Genomic DNA, 15,915 nt, shown 5'->3' with positions numbered 1-15,915 from the left:
AGCGTTGGTGTCATGACCCTCACTACGCAGGCCGAGCCCGTACGCCCGGCCGCCATGACCCGCGGACAGCTGCTGGTGCTCCTGCTGTTGCTCGCCTCCCAGTTCACCCTCACCGTCGACTTCTCGATCCTCAACGTGGCGCTGCCGACCGTCGGCGCGAGCCTCGGTTTCGCCGAGGCCGACGTGCAGTGGATCGCGACCGCGTTCGCGCTGTGCGCGGCCGGGTTCACGCTGCTCTTCGGCCGGATCGGTGACTACGTCGGCCGGCGGCGGGTCTTCTTGATCGGCATGGTCGCGCTCGGCGCCGCCTCGCTGCTCGGCGGGATCGCCACCTCGCCGGAACTGCTGCTCACGGCCCGGGTCGCCCAGGGGCTCGCGACCGCCGCGGTCACGCCGGCGGCACTCTCCTTGCTCACCGTCTCCTTCCCGGAGGGGCCGCTGCGCCAGCGTGCCCTGGGGTTGAACAGCGTGGTGATGTCAACCGGGTTCACCGCCGGGGCGGTGCTCGGTGGCGTACTCACCGATCTGCTGTCGTGGCGCTGGGCATTCCTGGTCAACGTCCCGATCGCTTTGCTGGTGGTCGCCGTCGCGCCGTTCGTGCTGCGTGACTCCGCCGACCGGGAGCGGTCGCGGCTCGACCTCCCGGGTGCTGTGCTGGTGACGTCCGGGCTGCTCGCACTGGTCTACGGCGCGACCCGGCTGGGCGAGGCCGGCATCGCCGACGGGTGGGGGCTGGCGGCGATCGCCGCCGCGGTGGTGCTGCTGGTCGCGTTCTGGCGGGCCGAGACCAAGCACCCGCACCCGCTGGTGCCGCTGCACATCCTCACCCGACGGACCATCGGCTTCGGCAACATCGCCGGCTTCGCGACCTTCGCCTTCGAGTCGTCGCTGGTCTTCGTGCTGACCATGTACCTCCAGCACGTCCTCGGCCTCGACGCCCTGCAGACCGGGCTGATGCTCGTCGCGATGGGCGCGGGCGCGATCATCGGCGGATCCGTGGGTTCGCGGGTGATCGAGGCCTTCGGCGTACGCAACACCGTGGCGGGCGGACTCGCTCTCCAGGCGGTGACGACCGGCGCACTCGTCCTGATCGGGCCCTCGGTCGGCTGGCTGTGGTTCATCGGCCTGATGAACTTCATCGGCGCCATCGGACACGTCGCCGCGATCGTCGGGTTCATGGTCGCCGCGACCTCCGGACTCCCCGACCACGAGCAGGGTCTGGCCACCGGGCTGGCGATGATGACCCAGCAGGTCGCGATCGCGCTCGGCATCCCGATCATGTCCACCGTCGCCACCGCCGCCGGCGGAGTCGCCTCGCTCGGGGCACTCCAGGTGGCGATCGCGGTCAACGCGGTCCTGGTCCTGGTCGCGGCGCTGCTCGTGGCCGTCGGACTGCCCCGGGCGCCGTCCATCCTCCGAAACTCTCCACACTAAGTTGATGAAGTCAGTAGACTTTTACTCATGAGTGCCCCCATACCTCGTCTTCGACTCGCCGTGGCTCTCGACGGCGCCGGGTGGCACCCGGCCGCCTGGCGGGAGCCGAACGCCCGGCCCGCAGATCTGCTGAAGCCCGGCTACTGGGCCGGTCTGGTCCAGGAGGCCGAGGCCGGCCTGCTGGACTTCGTCACGATCGAGGACTCGCTCTCGATCCAGACCGACTCACCGTTCGGCACCGAGGACGACGAGCGCACCGACCGGGTGCGCGGGCGGCTCGACGCGGTGCTGATCGCATCCCGGATCGCCCCGCTGACCAGGCACATCGGCATCGTGCCGACGGCGATCGTGACCCACACCGAGCCGTTCCATCTCAGCAAGGCGATCGCGACGCTGGACTACGTGAGCCGGGGCCGGGCCGGCGTACGTGTCCAGGTCGCGCCGCGACCGCGGGACGCGGCGCTGTTCGGCCGGCGCGAGTTCCCGGAGATCTCGTACACCGATCTGGAGACGCCCGAGGGGAAGGCACTGATCCGGGATGCCTTCGCCGAGGCGGCCGACTACGTCGAGGTGCTGCGGCGGCTGTGGGACTCCTGGGAGGACGACGCGGAGATCCGCGACGTCGCGACCGGGCGGTTCATCGACCGGGACAAGATCCACTACATCGACTTCGAAGGCCGCTACTTCGACGTGAAGGGGCCCTCGATCACCCCGCGGCCGCCGCAGGGTCAGCCGGTAGTGGCCGCCCTCGCCCACCGCGACCGGCCGTTCGCGCTGGTCGGGACCTCGGCCGACGTCGGGTTCGTGACCCCTCGGACGGCGGCCGACATCGCCTCGATCACCGCCAAGATCCGGACCGCGCAGGACGCCGCCGGACGCGGTGGCGAGACGGTCCACGTCTTCGGCGACATCGTCGTCCTCCTCGACGAGACCGAGCAAGCTGCCCAGGAACGGCTGGCTCGCCTCGATGAGGCGGCCGGGGCTGCGTACGCCTCGGACGCCCTGGTCTTCACCGGCACTCCGGAGGACCTCGCCGACCTGCTCGCGACCTGGCACGCCGCCGGGCTCTCCGGATTTCGGCTGCGGCCGGCGGTGCTCCCCGACGATCTGCAGCAGATCACCCGCCGGCTAGTGCCCGAGCTGCAGAGGCGCGGGCTCTTCCACGATGCGTACGCCGACGCGACCCTGCGGGGCGCGCTCGGTCTGCCGCGTCCCACCAGCCGCTACGCCACCACCGAGGGGACGCCCGCATGAGCACGCCGCGCAGCAACGACAGGCCGAAGAAGCAGATCCACCTCGCCGCCCACTTCCCCGGCGTCAACAACACGACCGTGTGGAGCGACCCGGCGTCGGGCAGCCACATCGAGTTCGACTCGTTCGTGGAGTTCGCCCAGATCGCCGAGCGCGGGTTGTTCGACTTCATGTTCCTCGCCGAGGGGCTGCGGCTGCGTGAGCAGGCCGGGAAGATCTACGACCTCGACGTGGTCGGGCGGCCGGACACGTTCGCGATCCTGGCCGCGCTCGCGGCGGTCACCGACCACCTCGGGCTGACCGGCACGATCAACTCGACCTTCAACGAGCCCTACGAGGTGGCCCGCCAGTTCGCCTCCCTGGACCACCTCTCCGACGGGCGCGCCGCCTGGAACGTGGTCACCTCCTGGGACGCGTTCACCGGCGAGAACTTCCGGCGCGGCGGCTACCTGCCGCAGGGCGAGCGCTACGAGCGGGCCAAGACGTTCCTCGACGCCGCGACCCGGCTGTGGGACACCTGGAAGGGCGACGAGATCCTCACCGACAAGGCCTCCGGTGAGTTCCTTGTGACCCCGACGCCGGGCGCGTTCGAGCACCACGACTCGCAGTTCGACATCAGCGGCCGATTCAACGTGCCACGCAGCCCGCAGGGCCGCCCGGTGATCTTCCAGGCCGGCGACTCCGAGGAGGGTCGCGAATTCGCCGCGCAGAAGGCCGACGCGATCTTCTCCCGGCACAGCCACCTGGAGGACGGCCAGCGGTTCTACGTCGACGTGAAGGGACGCCTGGAGAAGTACGGTCGCCGCCACGAGGACCTGCTGATCCTGCCCGCGGCCACCTTCGTCCTCGCCGACACCGACCCCGAGGCCGTCGAGCTGGCCCGTGAGATCAGGCTGCAGCAGGTCTCCCCGGCGACCGCGATCAAGCTGCTCGAGCAGCTGTGGAACCGCGACCTCTCCGACCACGACCCCGACGGCCCGTTGCCCACGGTCGACCCGAGCGAGGACGAGGACCTGATCGCCAAGGGCCGCGCCAGCGCCCGCAGCCACGGTGACCGGCTCGAGCAGGCCGAGCACTGGCGGGCGGTCTCCCGCGCGAAGGGGCTGAGCACCCGCGAGACGATCGTCGAGGTCACCGGCCGGCAGAGCTTCATCGGCTCGGCGGAGACGATCGCCGACACGATCGACACCTACGTACAGAACGAGGCCGCCGACGGCTACATCCTGGTCTCCCACATCACCCCCGGCGGCCTGGCGCCCTTCGTCGACCACGTCGTCCCGCTGCTCCAGGAGCGCGGCGTCTTCCGCACCGCCTACGAAGGGACCACGCTCCGCCAGAACCTCGGCCTGCGGGAGCCGACCAGATGAGGTTCCTGGCGATCACGCTCATCGTCCATCGGCCCGATCCGGTGACGGGGCAGCAGAAGGCGACGTACGACAGGTTCCAGGAGGTCGTCACCAACGCCGTCCTCGCCGAGGAGCTGGGGTTCGACGGTTTCGGGGTCGGGGAGCGGCACGAGCGGCCGTTCATCTCCTCCTCCCCGACGGTGGTCCTCTCCCACCTCGCCGCCCGTACGCAGCGCATCCGGCTCTTCACCGCGGTGACGACGCTGGCGCTGCTGGACCCGGTGCGGGCCTATGAGGACTACGCCACCCTCGACCACCTCTCCGGCGGCCGGCTCGAGCTGATCATCGGCAAGGGCAACGGCTCCGCCCAGCGCGACCTGTTCCAGGTGACGCCGGAGGATCAGTGGGACCGGAACGCGGAGTCGTACGAGATCTTCCGCAAGCTCTGGCGACAGGATCGGGTGACCGCCTCGCCTCGCTTCCGCCCCGAGCTGGTCGAAGCGGAGGTGTGGCCGCGGCCGCTGCAGCAGCCGGTGCGCGTGTGGCACGGGAGCGCCACTTCGAAGGAGTCCGTCGACCTCGCCGCGCGCTACGGCGACCCGCTGTTCTCGGCCAACGTCACCAACCCGATCGAGCCCTACGGCGAGCTGGTCGACCACTACCGCGAGCGCTGGGTCGCCCACGGCCACGACCCCGCCGACATCGCGATCGGCGCCGGAACGGCAGGGCTGTTCGTCGCTCCGACCAGCCAGGAGGCGTACGCCGCCTATCGGCCGGTCTTCGAGGGCCAGCTCGCCTTCCCGGCGGGCCTCGGGCTCGAGCCGGTCTTCCCGACCCTGGAGGACTTCGTCGAGCGGTCCTCGGCGCTGGTCGGGTCGCCGCAGCAGGTGGTCGAGAAGGTCCACCGCTACCACGAGCGCTTCGGGCACCAGGTCGTCCACGTCCAGGCCGACGCCAGCGGCCTCACCGAGCAGCAGCACCGCGACAGTCTGGAGCTCTTCGCCACCGAGGTCGCCGCACCGCTGCGGACCGCCCTCCCCGACCCGCCCTGGGGCTGGGGCTCCCCGGCCGAGAGCATCGCCACGATCGGAGCACACCGATGAGCCGCACTCCCCTGTCAGTCCTCGATCTCGTGCCGGTCTCCTCCGGGGCCTCCGGCCCCGATGCCGTACGCAACGCCATCGCGCTCGCGCAGGCGACCGAGTCCTTCGGCTACCACCGCTACTGGGTCGCCGAGCACCACCTCAACCCCGGGGTCGCCGGCACCTCACCGGCGGTGGTGCTGGCCCTGCTGGGCGCGGCGACCTCGCGCATCCGGCTGGGCTCCGGGGCGGTGCTGATGGGACACCGGACGGCACTGTCGACGATCGAGGAGTTCGGGCTGCTCGACGCCGCCTTCCCGGGCCGGATCGACCTCGGCCTGGGCCGCTCCGGCGGCAGGCCCGGGTCTGCCGGCGCGGTCGGTGCCCCGGTGGAGCTGGTAGACGGACGCACCCCGGAGGGTCTGCTCGTTCCACCCAAGTTCGATCCGAGCGGGCTGCTCGGGTCGCCGCGGTTCCAGCTCCAGAAGGAGCTCCTGCAGCTTCCCGGAGCGACCTCCGCCGACTACGGCGAGCAGATCGACACGATCCTCGCCTTCATCGAGGGCACCTACCGCGATGCTGCCGGCACCCCGGCACGGGTCGTCCCCGGTGAGGGCGCCGAGCTCGAGCTGTGGGTGCTGGGGAGCAGCGGCGGCGAGAGCGCCGAGGTGGCCGGCAAGCGCGGCCTCCGGTTCGCGACCAACTACCACGTCAACCCATCCGGCGTCCTCGAGGCAGCCCACTCCTACCGCACCGCCTTCGCGCCCTCCGACACCCTGACCGCGCCCCATGTCGCGGTATCCGCCGACGTGGTGGTCGCCGAGACCGAGCAGGAAGCCCGCGAGCTCGCCACGGGCTACGGCCTATGGGTCCGCTCCATCCGCACCGGCGAGGGCGCCATCCCGTTCCCGACCCCCGACGAGGCCCGTGCTTGGGAGTGGACCGAGGAGGACCGGGCCCTGGTCCAGGACCGCCTCGACACCCAGTTCGTCGGCACTGCTGAGCAGGTCGCCGATCAACTCGAGATCCTCCAGCGCGCCGTCGACGCGGATGAGCTGGTCCTCACGACCATCACCCACGACCACGCCGACCGGGTCCGCTCCTACGAGCTGATCGCCGAGGAGTGGGCCCGCCGCGGTCGCTGAGGCCGCGGCGGGCCGCACGCGTCAGGGCTTCTTCTCCCCCGCCTCGACCGCGACCGGAAGCCGGTTGCCGGCCGGAGGGAGCGGGCAGGTGGCGTGGTCGGTGTAGGCGCACGGCAGGTTCGTCGCGCGGTTGAAGTCGATCACCACGTTGCCCTCCGCGTCAGGCTCGCCGACGGAGAGCGAGCGGTTGGCGGCGTACGTCGTCTTCCCCGAGGTCTCGTCCACGAACAGCACGTGCAGAGAGCCGGGCGCGAAGCCGGGGAAGGCGATCAGGCTGTGCACCGCGTCGCCCACCTCGAACTCGATCTCGCCGACGGCCTCGTAGACGTGCTCGAGGCCGTCGACGACCGAGCCGACGGTGGTCGGCACCGGAGTCTCGTACGCGACGAAGCGCCCGGGCACGGCCCAGCTCGGGTCCGGCGCGTACGCCTCGGTCCCCTGGTAGCCGGTCAGGACCGGGTTGTCGGGGTGGCGGGGGCGGATGATGTCGTTGCCGCCGCGCTTGGCGATCTCGACGACCGCGTCGCCGAACTCGGCGGTGATCCCGCCGCGCTCGTCGATGACGCCGAACGAGTGCCGGCCGGTGACCTCGACGCCGTCGACGACCAGCGACTCACCCGGGGCCAGCGAGACCACGATGCCCTCGGGGCCGCTCGACCAGGCGCCCGGCACGTCGTCGTACGTCTCCGGCTCCTCGCCGAGCCAACGGATCGAGGTGATCGCGAGAAACCCGTGGGCCGAGGCGCGCTTCTTCTCGTGCTCCTCGTGCCAGGCGGTCCAGTCCTGGACGAAGGTGTCGGTGTCGGTGACGGTCATGTGTCCTCCCGGAAGGTTCAGAATGCCGGCTTCGGATTGAACTCCGACTTGTCGAGCTTTATGTCCGAAACGTCCCACTTCGTGAAGATCTTGTTGTAAGTCCCGTCGGCGATGAGCGCATTGACGGCGTCGACGAGCAGCGGCGCCAGCGGTGACTTCTTGGCGACGACGAAGCCGACGTCGGTGAGGCTGAGCTCGCCGAGGTACTTCAGACCGGGCTGGTGGGACACCAGATACTTCAGCGACAGCGTCGGTCCGAAGTAGAGGTCGGTCTTGCCGTTCTGCAGACCGAGCAGGATCGCGGCGTTGTCCTTGAAGTATTCGACCTCGTAGGCCTTCTTGCCCGCCTTCTCGCACTCCGCGGCGCCGTCCTCGAGGATCTGCTGGAAGCTCGAGCCGGGCGAGGTCGCGACCGTGTGCCCGCAGATGTCGGTCAGCTTCTCGACCTGATCGAGGTCGCTGTCCTCGCGGGTGACGAACGACTGCCCGTCGAGCAGGTAGGTGGCGTAGTCGACCACCTTGATCCGCTCTGAGGTGACCGCGAAGTTGGCCTGGCCGACGTCGTACTTCCCGCTCTGGGTGCCCGGGACAATCGTCTCGAAGCTGCCGAACTCCGTCTTCCAGGTCACCCCGAGCTTGGCCGCGAGCGCGTTGCGCAGGTCGATGTCGAGACCGATCTGCTCGCCGGACTGGTCCGAGCCGCCGTGCGGGAGCCCCTGCTCACCGGTCGCCTCGGTGGTGCCGAGGACGAGCGTCTTTGACTTACGTACGTCGGCGGGCAGCCGCTCGGTCAGCGCAGGGTCCGCCTCGACGTCCGAGACGACGTCCTGGGTCGGGATCGCGGCCGGCTCGGCGGAGGCCGAACCGTCCGCCCCGATGCCACGCTCGGCGTCGCTGAGCGTGTCGGAGGCGTTGCCGCAACCGGCGAGGGCGAGGGCCGCGACGGCGACCAGGGCGAGCTTGAGCTTCATGGTTCGGTTCCTTGTCTAGGAGGTCACAGTCTGGGTGCTCACAACACAGCGGAGAGGAACGCCCGAGCGCGCTCATGGGTGGGAGAGACGAGTACGTCGCCGGGTGCCCCGGCCTCGACCAGCCGGCCCTCGTCGAGGAAGACGACCTGGTCGGCGACCTCGCGCGCGAAGCCGATCTCGTGGGTGACCACGATCATCGTCATCCCGGTCTGGGCGAGGTCCTTCATCACGCCGAGCACCTCGCCGACCATCTCGGGGTCGAGCGCGGAGGTCGGCTCGTCGAAGAGCATCAGGTCGGGTTCGACCGCGAGCGCACGCGCGATCGCCACGCGCTGCTGCTGACCGCCCGACATCTGCCGCGGGTAGGAGCGCTCCCGGTCGGCGAGGCCGACCCGGTCGAGCAGCTCGCGCCCGCGCGCCTCGGCCGCCCGGCGGCGTACGCCTGCGGCCAGCTGGCCCTCGAGGATGTTCTCCAGCGCGGTCTTGTGCGGGAACAGGTTGAACTGCTGGAAGACCATCCCGATCCGGCTGCGCTGCCGGGTGATCGCCCGGTCGGAGAGCTCCCGCAGCTGGGTCTTCTCGCGCCGGTAGCCGATGACCTCGCCGTCCACCTCGACGAAGCCGGCATCGGGCTTCTCCAGATGATTGACCGTACGCAGCAACGTGGACTTGCCCGAGCCCGACGGCCCCAGGACGACCGCCACCGAGCCCCGCGCGACGTCGAGGTCGATGCCGTCGAGGACCGTGTTGGGGCCGAACCGCTTGGTCAAGCCGCGGACCCGGACGAGAGGATCGCTCATCAGAGCACCTCCAGCTCACGTCGCCGAGGCGAGCGCGGCACGAGCGGGAGCTGACCCCGCCACAGCCGCCAGAAGCCGGTGCGCGCGCCCTTGCCGCGGGCGTAGTAGCGCTCGACGAAGAACTGGATCGTCGACAGGATCGTGACCAGGATCAGGTACCAGATGGTCGCGACCAGAAGCAGCGGGATGACCAGGTAGTTCTGGGCGTAGATCAGCTGGACCGAATAGAGCAGGTCCTGCACCGCGATCACCGAGACGATCGAGGTGCCCTTGAGCAGTCCGATCAGCAGGTTGCCGGAGGCCGGGATGATGGCCGGCATCGCCTGCGGCAGGACGATCCGCCAGAAGATCCGGGCCCTGGACAGGCCGAGCGCCTTGGCCGCCTCGGTCTGGCCCGCCTCGACCGAGACCAGGCCGCCGCGGATGATCTCGGCGGCGAACGCGGCGATGTCGAAGGTGAGTCCGACGAACGCGGCGAGCAGACCGCTGAACAGGTGCGCCGTCTCGATCGTGACGAACGGCTTCAGGAACGGGATCCCCAGGCTGATCTGCGGATACAGCGAGGCCATCTGGAACCAGAAGAGCAGCTGCAGCAGCGGCGGCACGCTCCGGAAAAACCAGATGTACACCGCGCTCACCGAGCTCAGCACCGGGTTCGAGGAGAGCCGCATGACCGCGAGCACGATGCCGAGCAGGTAGGAGCTCACCAGCACCGCGGCGGTCAGCCACAGGGTCAGCACCAGCCCGTCGAGGATCGAGGGGCGCAGGAAGAACGCCCCGACCACGTCCCAGTGGTACCGCGGGTTCGTCACCAGGCTCTTCACGATCCCGGCGACGACCAGCAGCGCGAGCACCGCCGAGATCCACTGTCCCGGTTTGCGGCGCCCGACGAGTCGGGCAGCGAGGAGCTCGTCGTCTCCGTCGCGAGCGAGCAGGGGGTAGCGACGTACGGCCTCATCAACACTCACGCGCGACCACCTCTATATGTCGAGTAACTTGCTCGACATTCTAGCTGTAGTGGGTGTTCCCGGGTGAGGCATCCGAGAAATGGGACGAGCCCCGAACCCAAGGGGTTCGGGGCTCGACGGCGGGGGGCGTAGACCTCGACACGCGGGTCGCGGCTTCGCAAGCTCAGCCGCGCCGCTGCTCGATCTCTTCGGCGACGCGACCGCGAGCAAGCTCGCGGGCGCTGCCTCAGACGTGGTAGTTCGGCGCCTCGGCGGTGACCTGGACGTCGTGGGGGTGCGACTCCTTGAGCGAGGCCGAGGTGATCCGCATGAAGCGGCCCTGGGTCTGGAGCTCGGGGATGGTGCGCGCGCCGACGTAGAACATGGTCTGGTGCAGACCGCCGGTGAGCTGGTGGGCGACGGTGGCCAGCGAGCCCTTGTAGGCAACCTGGCCCTCGACACCCTCGGGGACGATCATGTCGTCGTCGGTGACCTCGGCCTGGAAGTAGCGGTCCTTGGAGAAGGACTTCTTGCCGCGGCTCGACATCGCGCCCATGGAGCCCATGCCGCGGTAGGCCTTGAACTGCTTGCCGTTGATCAGGACCGTGTCACCGGGGGTCTCCTCGGTGCCGGCGAGCATCGAGCCGAGCATCACCGTGTCGGCACCGGCGACGATGGCCTTGCCGATCTCGCCGGAATAGCGCAGACCGCCGTCGGCGATCACCGGGACGCCGGCGGGCTTGCAGGCCAGCGAGGCCTCGTAGACCGCGGAGATCTGCGGTACGCCGACGCCGGTGACGACGCGGGTGGTGCAGATCGAGCCCGGGCCGACGCCGACCTTGACCGCGTCGGCGCCCGCGTCGACGAAGCTCTGCGCGCCTTCCTTCGTCGCGACGTTGCCGCCGATGACCTGGACGTGCTTGGTCGCCGGGTCGGTCTTGAGGCGGTGGACCATGTCGATCAGCATGCGTACGTTGCCGTGGGCCGTGTCCGCGACGAGCACGTCGACACCGGCCTCGATGAGCGTGGTGGCCCGCTCCCAGGCGTCGCCGAAGTAGCCGATCGCCGCACCGACGAGCAGCCGGCCCTGAGCGTCCTTGGAGGCGTCGGGGAACTGCTCGGACTTCACGAAGTCCTTGACGGTGATCAGGCCGGTGATGCGGCCGCCGGTGTCGACCAGCGGAAGCCGCTCGAGCTTGTGCTGACGCAGCAGCTTGGTGGCCTCTTCGCGCGAGATCTCGGCGGGGCCGGTGATCAGGTCCTTGGAGGTCATCACCTCGTTGACCTTCGTGGTCGCCCACTCCGCGACCGGGGTGAACCGGAGGTCGCGGTTGGTGATGATGCCGATCAGCTTCTGGTCGACGTCGACCACGGGGAACCCGGAGATCCGGTACTCACCGGCGAGCTTGTCGAGCTGCTCCAGCGTCGCGTCGGGCCCAATGGTGACCGGGTTGGAGATGATCCCGGTCTGGGTGCGCTTGACCAGGTCGACCTGGTAGGCCTGATCCTCGATGCTCAGATTCCGGTGGAGGACCCCGATCCCACCCTGGCGGGCCATCGCGATCGCCATCCGGGACTCGGTCACGGTGTCCATCGCCGCGGAGATCAGCGGGACCCGCAGGTTGATCTCGCGGGTCAGCCGGGAGGTCGTATCGATGTCAGACGGCGCCAGATCCGAGTATCCAGGCATCAGGAGTACGTCGTCGTAGGTGAGGCCGAGCGTCGCGAACTTCTCCGGGATCTCCATGGAGAAATGTTACGGCCGGGCCCCGGAGATCGCCGAAACGGCGAGACTTCTCTGGCTTTTCCTGCACTTCTCGGGTGTTGCAACGCCAGAGAAGTGCAGGAGTACCCGGTTAACCGGGTATTCCTGCACTACCTGCTCAGCGGCTTGAGGTCCCGCACCGGCACCTTGACGGTCAGCAGGTCGCCGGCCATCCGGATCCGTCCGCGCATCCCGGCGGCGAGGACCATGGGCAGGACGGCCTGGTTGTCCGACTGGGTGGTGAGCAGGATCTCGTCGGCGCCGAGCATGTGCGCGAGCCTGGCGGTGTCGACCAGCAGCCGGGTGCCGATGCCGCGGCGCTGCCAGGCCGGGTCGACGCGCAGGTTGACGATGCGTACGTTCTTCTCCTCCTCGGTCGGCGCCAGGACCTCGCCGATGCCGACGGCGACGCCGTCGATCAGGGCGGTGACGGCCTCGCCGGTGACGACGAGGTCGGGGGTACTCCCGGTGCCCAGGCGGCGTACGGGAGGGGTGGTGCCGATCGCCGCCGACTCGCGGCTGCGGTCGAGGACGTCGTTGACCAGGTCGGCCATCGCGGAGCCGCGGGCGTGCTCGGTCGCGGTGAAGGGGGCGGTGCGGTGCAGCTGGACGTCGACATCGGCGACCCGCAGCTCCATGGTGTCGTGGACGACCCCGGGCGGGGCCTCGGCCTCGGCGTCGAAGAGCTGGGCGACCACCTCCGGGAACGCCATCGGCCGCTCCAGGACGTGGCGGGCCGCCTGCACGTAGCGCGTCGGCTGGTCGGCCAGCGCCGCCTCGGTGGCGGTCTGGATCACGATCGCGCCGCCACCTGCGGAGGAGATCAGGTCACAGATCTCCTTCTCGCCCCAACCCTCGGGCGTACGCAGCACGAACTCGTCGGTCACCTGCGCCAGCCCTGGGAAGATCTGCATCCCCAGGATGTTGACCCCGGCCTCACCGCAGCGCTGTGCCAGCGCCGCCAGTGTGCCTGGTCGGTCCGGCAGCGTCGTACGCACTCTCCACAACATCGTCCCCACCATGAGCCCTAGTCTGCCTGTTTCGCTGTTTCTGGTCCGTTACTCACGGTTAAACCTTCAGTCCGCGGGCGGACGCGGCGGGGTCTGCTCGCCGGCTTCGACGAGCACGTCGATGTGGTTGCTCGCGGGCGGGAGCGGGCAGGTGGCATGGATCGTGTAGGCGCAGGGCATGTTCTTGGCGCGGTTGAAGTCGAGGACGACGGTGCCGTCGACCGGTGGCTCGACGGCGAGCTGGCGGCAGGCCGCGTAGGTCGTCACGCCGCTGGTCTCGTCGGTGAACAGCAGCCACAGCTCGTCGTCGCCGCCATCGAAGGCGATCAGTCGCTGCGGCCGACCACCGACTTCGAACGCAACCTCCCCCACGGCGTCGATGACGCTCGACCGGCCCTCGACCACGGAGCCGACCGAGATCGGACGGCTCGTCTCGTATGCGGTGAAGGTGGCACTGACCTGCCACGACGGGTCCGGAGCGTACGTCGGCGTGCTGGTGTAGTCGCGCAGGAACGGTCCGTCGGGCTGCCGCGGCCGCAGCACCGGGGTGCCGAAGCGGTCGGCGACCTCGACCGTCCCGCCGTCGAAGGTCGCGATCACGCCGACGGGATCCACGTGACCGAAGACGTGTCGACCGGCGAGCTTGGCACCGCCGAGCTCGAGCCACTCACCCTCACCGAGCTCGACGACGGCGCCCTCGGGACCGGTCGACCAGACGCCCGGGATTCCGGGAAACCGAACCGGCCTGCGGCCCAGCCAGTGCAGGCCGGTGATCGCCAGGAAACCTTCGGGGCTTCTCAGCTCGGCTTCCCGCTCATCGCGCCACCGTTGCCAAGCCCGCTCGAAAGTCACGCGCTGCACTCTACAAAGAGTTGCGTTGCCAGGTCTTGCAATGGTCGTCGACTTTTACCCTCGGGTTCACCGTCGGGGCGCCTGACCCTTCCCGCGTGCGAGCCGGGCAAGACGGATCGCGCTGCGCGCCGCGGTGACCAGGACGAGGTACCAGATCGCCGCCACCACCAGCAGCGGGATGATCAGATGGTTGCGCTCCTCGAGCGCCTGGACGACGCCGAGCAGGTCGGTGATCGAGAGCACCGAGACCAGGCTCGTGGCCTGAAGTGTCGTCACCAGGAGATCGCCCAGCGCGGCGAGCCGGTCACCGCTCGGGAGAGCCCTCGCCGCGTACGCTCCCATCGCCAGCGCCAGCCCCGCGATCGCCGCGTAGACCGGCGTGACCAGCCGGACCGCGTCGATGTGCACACCCGGGATCCCGAAGGTGATGTCGGGAAAGATCAGCGCGATGTTGCTCCACAGCAGCAGCTGGACGAGCACCGGGATGCTGCCGAAGACCCAGACGTACGCCGCCGCTATCCCACCCAGCAGCAGGTTGCCCGACCTCTCCATCCAGATCGCGACGAGCCCGATCGCCCAGGCCGCCGCGAAGACCAGCACGGTCAGCCGGATCGTGAGCCAGACCCCGGCGAGGACGTCCGCGTGGAGCAGATAGCCGACCACTGCGTCCGGGAGCAGGTTCTCGTTCCTCATCAGGCTCCACAGGACCCTCAGGAGAAGGAGGGCGAGCACGCCTGCCGCCAGCCACTCGAGCGGACCGCGCCTGGTCAGCCGGGTCACGTGTGCCCAGCCGGTCCGGGCGGCGGCAACGGTCTCGGTCATCGAGGAGAACCATGGCGTCTCCTGGTGGCCAGGAGGTTGCGACCAGCTGGTCATTCGCTGAAATCGCCGAGTCGGCGCATCCGACCCCTCTCGCTCGCTTCGCTTCGCGAGACACGGGGTCAGATGCGCCGACTCAGCTTCCTAGTAGGAGGGCTGAGCCTGGACGTTCAGCTCATCGAACCTGACTCGCTTCGCCGAGGCGACCCGTGGGTCGCGCAGGTCGAAGACGTCGAAGCCGCGCTGGATCTCGTTGGAGTAGATGTAGCCGTTGTAGTAGTAGGTCGACCAGGGACCGGCGATGGTCGTGGTGTCCTCGAACGGACCGCGGTCGAACCAGGCGATCTCCTTCGGGTTGGCCGAGTCGGTGAAGTCGTAGACCGACACACCGCCCTGGTACCAGGCCTGCACCATGATGTCCTTGCCCTTGACCGGGATCAGCGAGCCGTTGTGGGCGACGCAGTTCTCGGTGTTGGACTGGGTGCGCGGGATCTTGTAGTAGGACTTGAAGACGAGCTGTCCGCCCTCGATGTCGTAGATGCCGTTGGCGCCCTTCTCCATCCCGGTCTCCGGGTTGCAGGTCGGCGCACCGCCGCCACCGAGCTCGTCGGTGAAGACGACCTTGGTGCCGGTGTTGTTGAAGGTGGCCGAGTGCCAGAACGCGAAGTTCGCGGTGTCAGTGACCTGCTCGGTCACCACCGGGTTCTCGCGGTCGGAGATGTCCATCAGGATGCCGTCACCCATGCAGGCGCCGGCGGCGATGTCCTTGGACGGGTAGGTGGTGATGTCGTGGCAGCCAGCGGTGTTGGTGTAGCCGCCGTCGGGGAACAGCACCGGCTCGTTGACCACCGCGGCCCGCTCGGGCGCCCGCTTCGGGATCTTCACGATGCTGATCTTGTCGTGCGGGGGCTGGCAGTCGGGGTAGGTCGCGCGGGGACCGTAGGAGGAGACGTACGCGTAGACCGATCGCCCGTCCTTGCTCGGTGCCAGCGAGTGGGTGTGTGAGCCGCACTTGGTCTCGACCGCCGCGACGTACTCCGGGTCTCTCGGGTTGCTGATGTCGAAGACGCGGAGGCCTTCCCACGACTCCTTGATCTCGGCCGACTGGGCCACGTTGTCGCAGGTGTTGTTGCTGCGGCTGGAGTCGACGGAGAGGACCAGCAGGTCGTCATAGACGGAGATGTCGTTCTGGGACCCGGGGCAGACGTACTGCTTCACGAGTCGTGGGCTGGCCGGGTTCCTGATGTCGATGACGTTGAACCCGTTGTAGTTGCCTGCGAAGGCGTAGTTGCCCTGGAAGGCGAGGTCGCTGTTGAGCGCGTTGGTGGGTGTGAAGGCACCCGACTTGGGGATGTTGGCGATCAGGTGCAGGTTGGGTGTGCCGTCGGACTCGCCGGCGGGCACGACCGGATTGTTGGCGCCCAGCTGGGCGAGGTCGTTGCCGGCGACGCAGGCGGAGGCGAAGTTGTCACCGAGCTTGGTGATCGCCTGCTTCTCTTCGGCCGTGCAGCTCGTCTGGGCTTCGGGAGCCTCGGTGGTCTCGGTGCCGTGGGTGTGGGACTCGTCTGCGGAGGACGGGGCGGCGACGGCCAGCCCTCCTGCGACAACCATGACCACCGCGATGGGGGCCAGGTATTGGGTGGGTCGTCTAAGCCTCATGTTCGCAAGCCTTCCGAG

Annotated in this window: 14 protein-coding genes; 5 read left to right on the top strand and 9 right to left on the bottom strand. The window is 69.2% G+C overall.

All coding sequences use genetic code 11. From position 1 onward, the window contains the following. Positions 1–12: 12 nt before the first annotated feature. The 5 genes from AB0F44_RS20240 to AB0F44_RS20220 are packed head-to-tail and all read left to right on the top strand — an operon-like array spanning position 13 to position 6,258. Positions 13–1,434, top strand: a complete 1,422-nt coding sequence (locus AB0F44_RS20240; protein WP_357358417.1) for an MFS transporter — start codon at positions 13–15, stop codon at positions 1,432–1,434. 27 nt (positions 1,435–1,461) lie between these two features. Beyond that, a complete protein-coding gene (locus tag AB0F44_RS20235) occupies positions 1,462–2,688 on the top strand; it encodes an LLM class flavin-dependent oxidoreductase (RefSeq protein WP_357358415.1) in 1,227 nt (408 codons plus the stop codon). Then, positions 2,685–4,052 (top strand): NtaA/DmoA family FMN-dependent monooxygenase, encoded by a 1,368-nt coding sequence (locus AB0F44_RS20230; protein ID WP_357358413.1) that lies wholly within the window; start codon positions 2,685–2,687, stop codon positions 4,050–4,052. Before AB0F44_RS20235 ends, AB0F44_RS20230 begins: the two co-directional genes overlap by 4 nt. Beyond that, entirely contained in the window at positions 4,049–5,134 is a 1,086-nt protein-coding gene (locus AB0F44_RS20225; RefSeq protein WP_357358411.1) for an LLM class flavin-dependent oxidoreductase, read from the top strand. The genes AB0F44_RS20230 and AB0F44_RS20225 overlap by 4 nt, the downstream gene beginning before the upstream one ends. Further along, entirely contained in the window at positions 5,131–6,258 is a 1,128-nt protein-coding gene (locus AB0F44_RS20220; protein WP_357358410.1) for an LLM class flavin-dependent oxidoreductase, read from the top strand. The genes AB0F44_RS20225 and AB0F44_RS20220 overlap by 4 nt, the downstream gene beginning before the upstream one ends. Before the next feature lie 21 nt (positions 6,259–6,279). Here AB0F44_RS20220 and AB0F44_RS20215 read toward each other — a convergent pair whose 3' ends face one another. The 9 genes from AB0F44_RS20215 to AB0F44_RS20175 all read right to left on the bottom strand — a co-directional run bounded on the left by AB0F44_RS20215 (position 6,280) and on the right by AB0F44_RS20175 (position 15,849). After that, the gene (locus tag AB0F44_RS20215; protein ID WP_357358408.1) at positions 6,280–7,074 is read right to left on the bottom strand and encodes a DUF1684 domain-containing protein; all 795 of its coding nucleotides are present in this window, start codon (positions 7,072–7,074) and stop codon (positions 6,280–6,282) included. Positions 7,075–7,091: 17 nt separating this feature from the next. Next, the gene (locus AB0F44_RS20210; protein ID WP_357358406.1) at positions 7,092–8,045 is read right to left on the bottom strand and encodes a transporter substrate-binding domain-containing protein; all 954 of its coding nucleotides are present in this window, start codon (positions 8,043–8,045) and stop codon (positions 7,092–7,094) included. A 38-nt stretch (positions 8,046–8,083) separates the two neighbouring features. Next, a complete protein-coding gene (locus AB0F44_RS20205) occupies positions 8,084–8,845 on the bottom strand; it encodes an amino acid ABC transporter ATP-binding protein (RefSeq protein ID WP_357358404.1) in 762 nt (253 codons plus the stop codon). Continuing rightward, entirely contained in the window at positions 8,845–9,813 is a 969-nt protein-coding gene (locus tag AB0F44_RS20200; RefSeq protein ID WP_357358403.1) for an amino acid ABC transporter permease, read from the bottom strand. Before AB0F44_RS20200 ends, AB0F44_RS20205 begins: the two co-directional genes overlap by 1 nt. Before the next feature lie 226 nt (positions 9,814–10,039). After that, positions 10,040–11,539: an IMP dehydrogenase gene (gene guaB / locus AB0F44_RS20195; RefSeq protein ID WP_357358401.1), complete on the bottom strand. Its 1,500-nt coding sequence runs from the start codon at positions 11,537–11,539 to the stop codon at positions 10,040–10,042. 128 nt (positions 11,540–11,667) lie between these two features. Next, the gene (locus AB0F44_RS20190) at positions 11,668–12,567 is read right to left on the bottom strand and encodes a GNAT family N-acetyltransferase (RefSeq protein ID WP_357358399.1); all 900 of its coding nucleotides are present in this window, start codon (positions 12,565–12,567) and stop codon (positions 11,668–11,670) included. A gap of 66 nt (positions 12,568–12,633) precedes the next feature. Beyond that, the gene (locus tag AB0F44_RS20185) at positions 12,634–13,419 is read right to left on the bottom strand and encodes a DUF1684 domain-containing protein (protein ID WP_357358397.1); all 786 of its coding nucleotides are present in this window, start codon (positions 13,417–13,419) and stop codon (positions 12,634–12,636) included. 66 nt (positions 13,420–13,485) lie between these two features. Then, positions 13,486–14,241 carry a hypothetical protein gene (locus AB0F44_RS20180; protein WP_357358395.1) on the bottom strand — a complete coding sequence of 252 codons (756 nt, stop codon included), beginning with the start codon at positions 14,239–14,241 and terminating at the stop codon, positions 13,486–13,488. A gap of 141 nt (positions 14,242–14,382) precedes the next feature. Then, positions 14,383–15,849 carry a hypothetical protein gene (locus tag AB0F44_RS20175; protein WP_357358393.1) on the bottom strand — a complete coding sequence of 489 codons (1,467 nt, stop codon included), beginning with the start codon at positions 15,847–15,849 and terminating at the stop codon, positions 14,383–14,385. Between the last annotated feature and the right edge of the window lie 66 nt (positions 15,850–15,915).

The sequence above is a fragment of the Nocardioides sp. NPDC023903 genome, assembly GCF_040639295.1.
Classification (GTDB): Bacteria; Actinomycetota; Actinomycetes; order Propionibacteriales; family Nocardioidaceae; genus Nocardioides.
Note: the sequence above shows the minus strand (reverse complement) of the source record. Positions and strands in the feature narration are given on the sequence as shown.

Excerpts from the sequence above, each read along its gene's own strand:
- guaB (WP_357358401.1), bottom strand. The coding sequence starts at position 11,539 with ATGGAGATCCCGGAGAAGTTCGCGACGCTCGGCCTCACCTACGACGAC.
- AB0F44_RS20190 (WP_357358399.1), bottom strand. The coding sequence starts at position 12,567 with ATGTTGTGGAGAGTGCGTACGACGCTGCCGGACCGACCAGGCACACTG.
- AB0F44_RS20205 (WP_357358404.1), bottom strand. The coding sequence starts at position 8,845 with ATGAGCGATCCTCTCGTCCGGGTCCGCGGCTTGACCAAGCGGTTCGGC.
- AB0F44_RS20180 (WP_357358395.1), bottom strand. The coding sequence starts at position 14,241 with ATGACCGAGACCGTTGCCGCCGCCCGGACCGGCTGGGCACACGTGACC.
- AB0F44_RS20215 (WP_357358408.1), bottom strand. The coding sequence starts at position 7,074 with ATGACCGTCACCGACACCGACACCTTCGTCCAGGACTGGACCGCCTGG.
- AB0F44_RS20235 (WP_357358415.1), top strand. The coding sequence starts at position 1,462 with ATGAGTGCCCCCATACCTCGTCTTCGACTCGCCGTGGCTCTCGACGGC.
- AB0F44_RS20210 (WP_357358406.1), bottom strand. The coding sequence starts at position 8,045 with ATGAAGCTCAAGCTCGCCCTGGTCGCCGTCGCGGCCCTCGCCCTCGCC.
- AB0F44_RS20220 (WP_357358410.1), top strand. The coding sequence starts at position 5,131 with ATGAGCCGCACTCCCCTGTCAGTCCTCGATCTCGTGCCGGTCTCCTCC.
- AB0F44_RS20225 (WP_357358411.1), top strand. The coding sequence starts at position 4,049 with ATGAGGTTCCTGGCGATCACGCTCATCGTCCATCGGCCCGATCCGGTG.
- AB0F44_RS20240 (WP_357358417.1), top strand. The coding sequence starts at position 13 with ATGACCCTCACTACGCAGGCCGAGCCCGTACGCCCGGCCGCCATGACC.
- AB0F44_RS20175 (WP_357358393.1), bottom strand. The coding sequence starts at position 15,849 with ATGGTTGTCGCAGGAGGGCTGGCCGTCGCCGCCCCGTCCTCCGCAGAC.
- AB0F44_RS20230 (WP_357358413.1), top strand. The coding sequence starts at position 2,685 with ATGAGCACGCCGCGCAGCAACGACAGGCCGAAGAAGCAGATCCACCTC.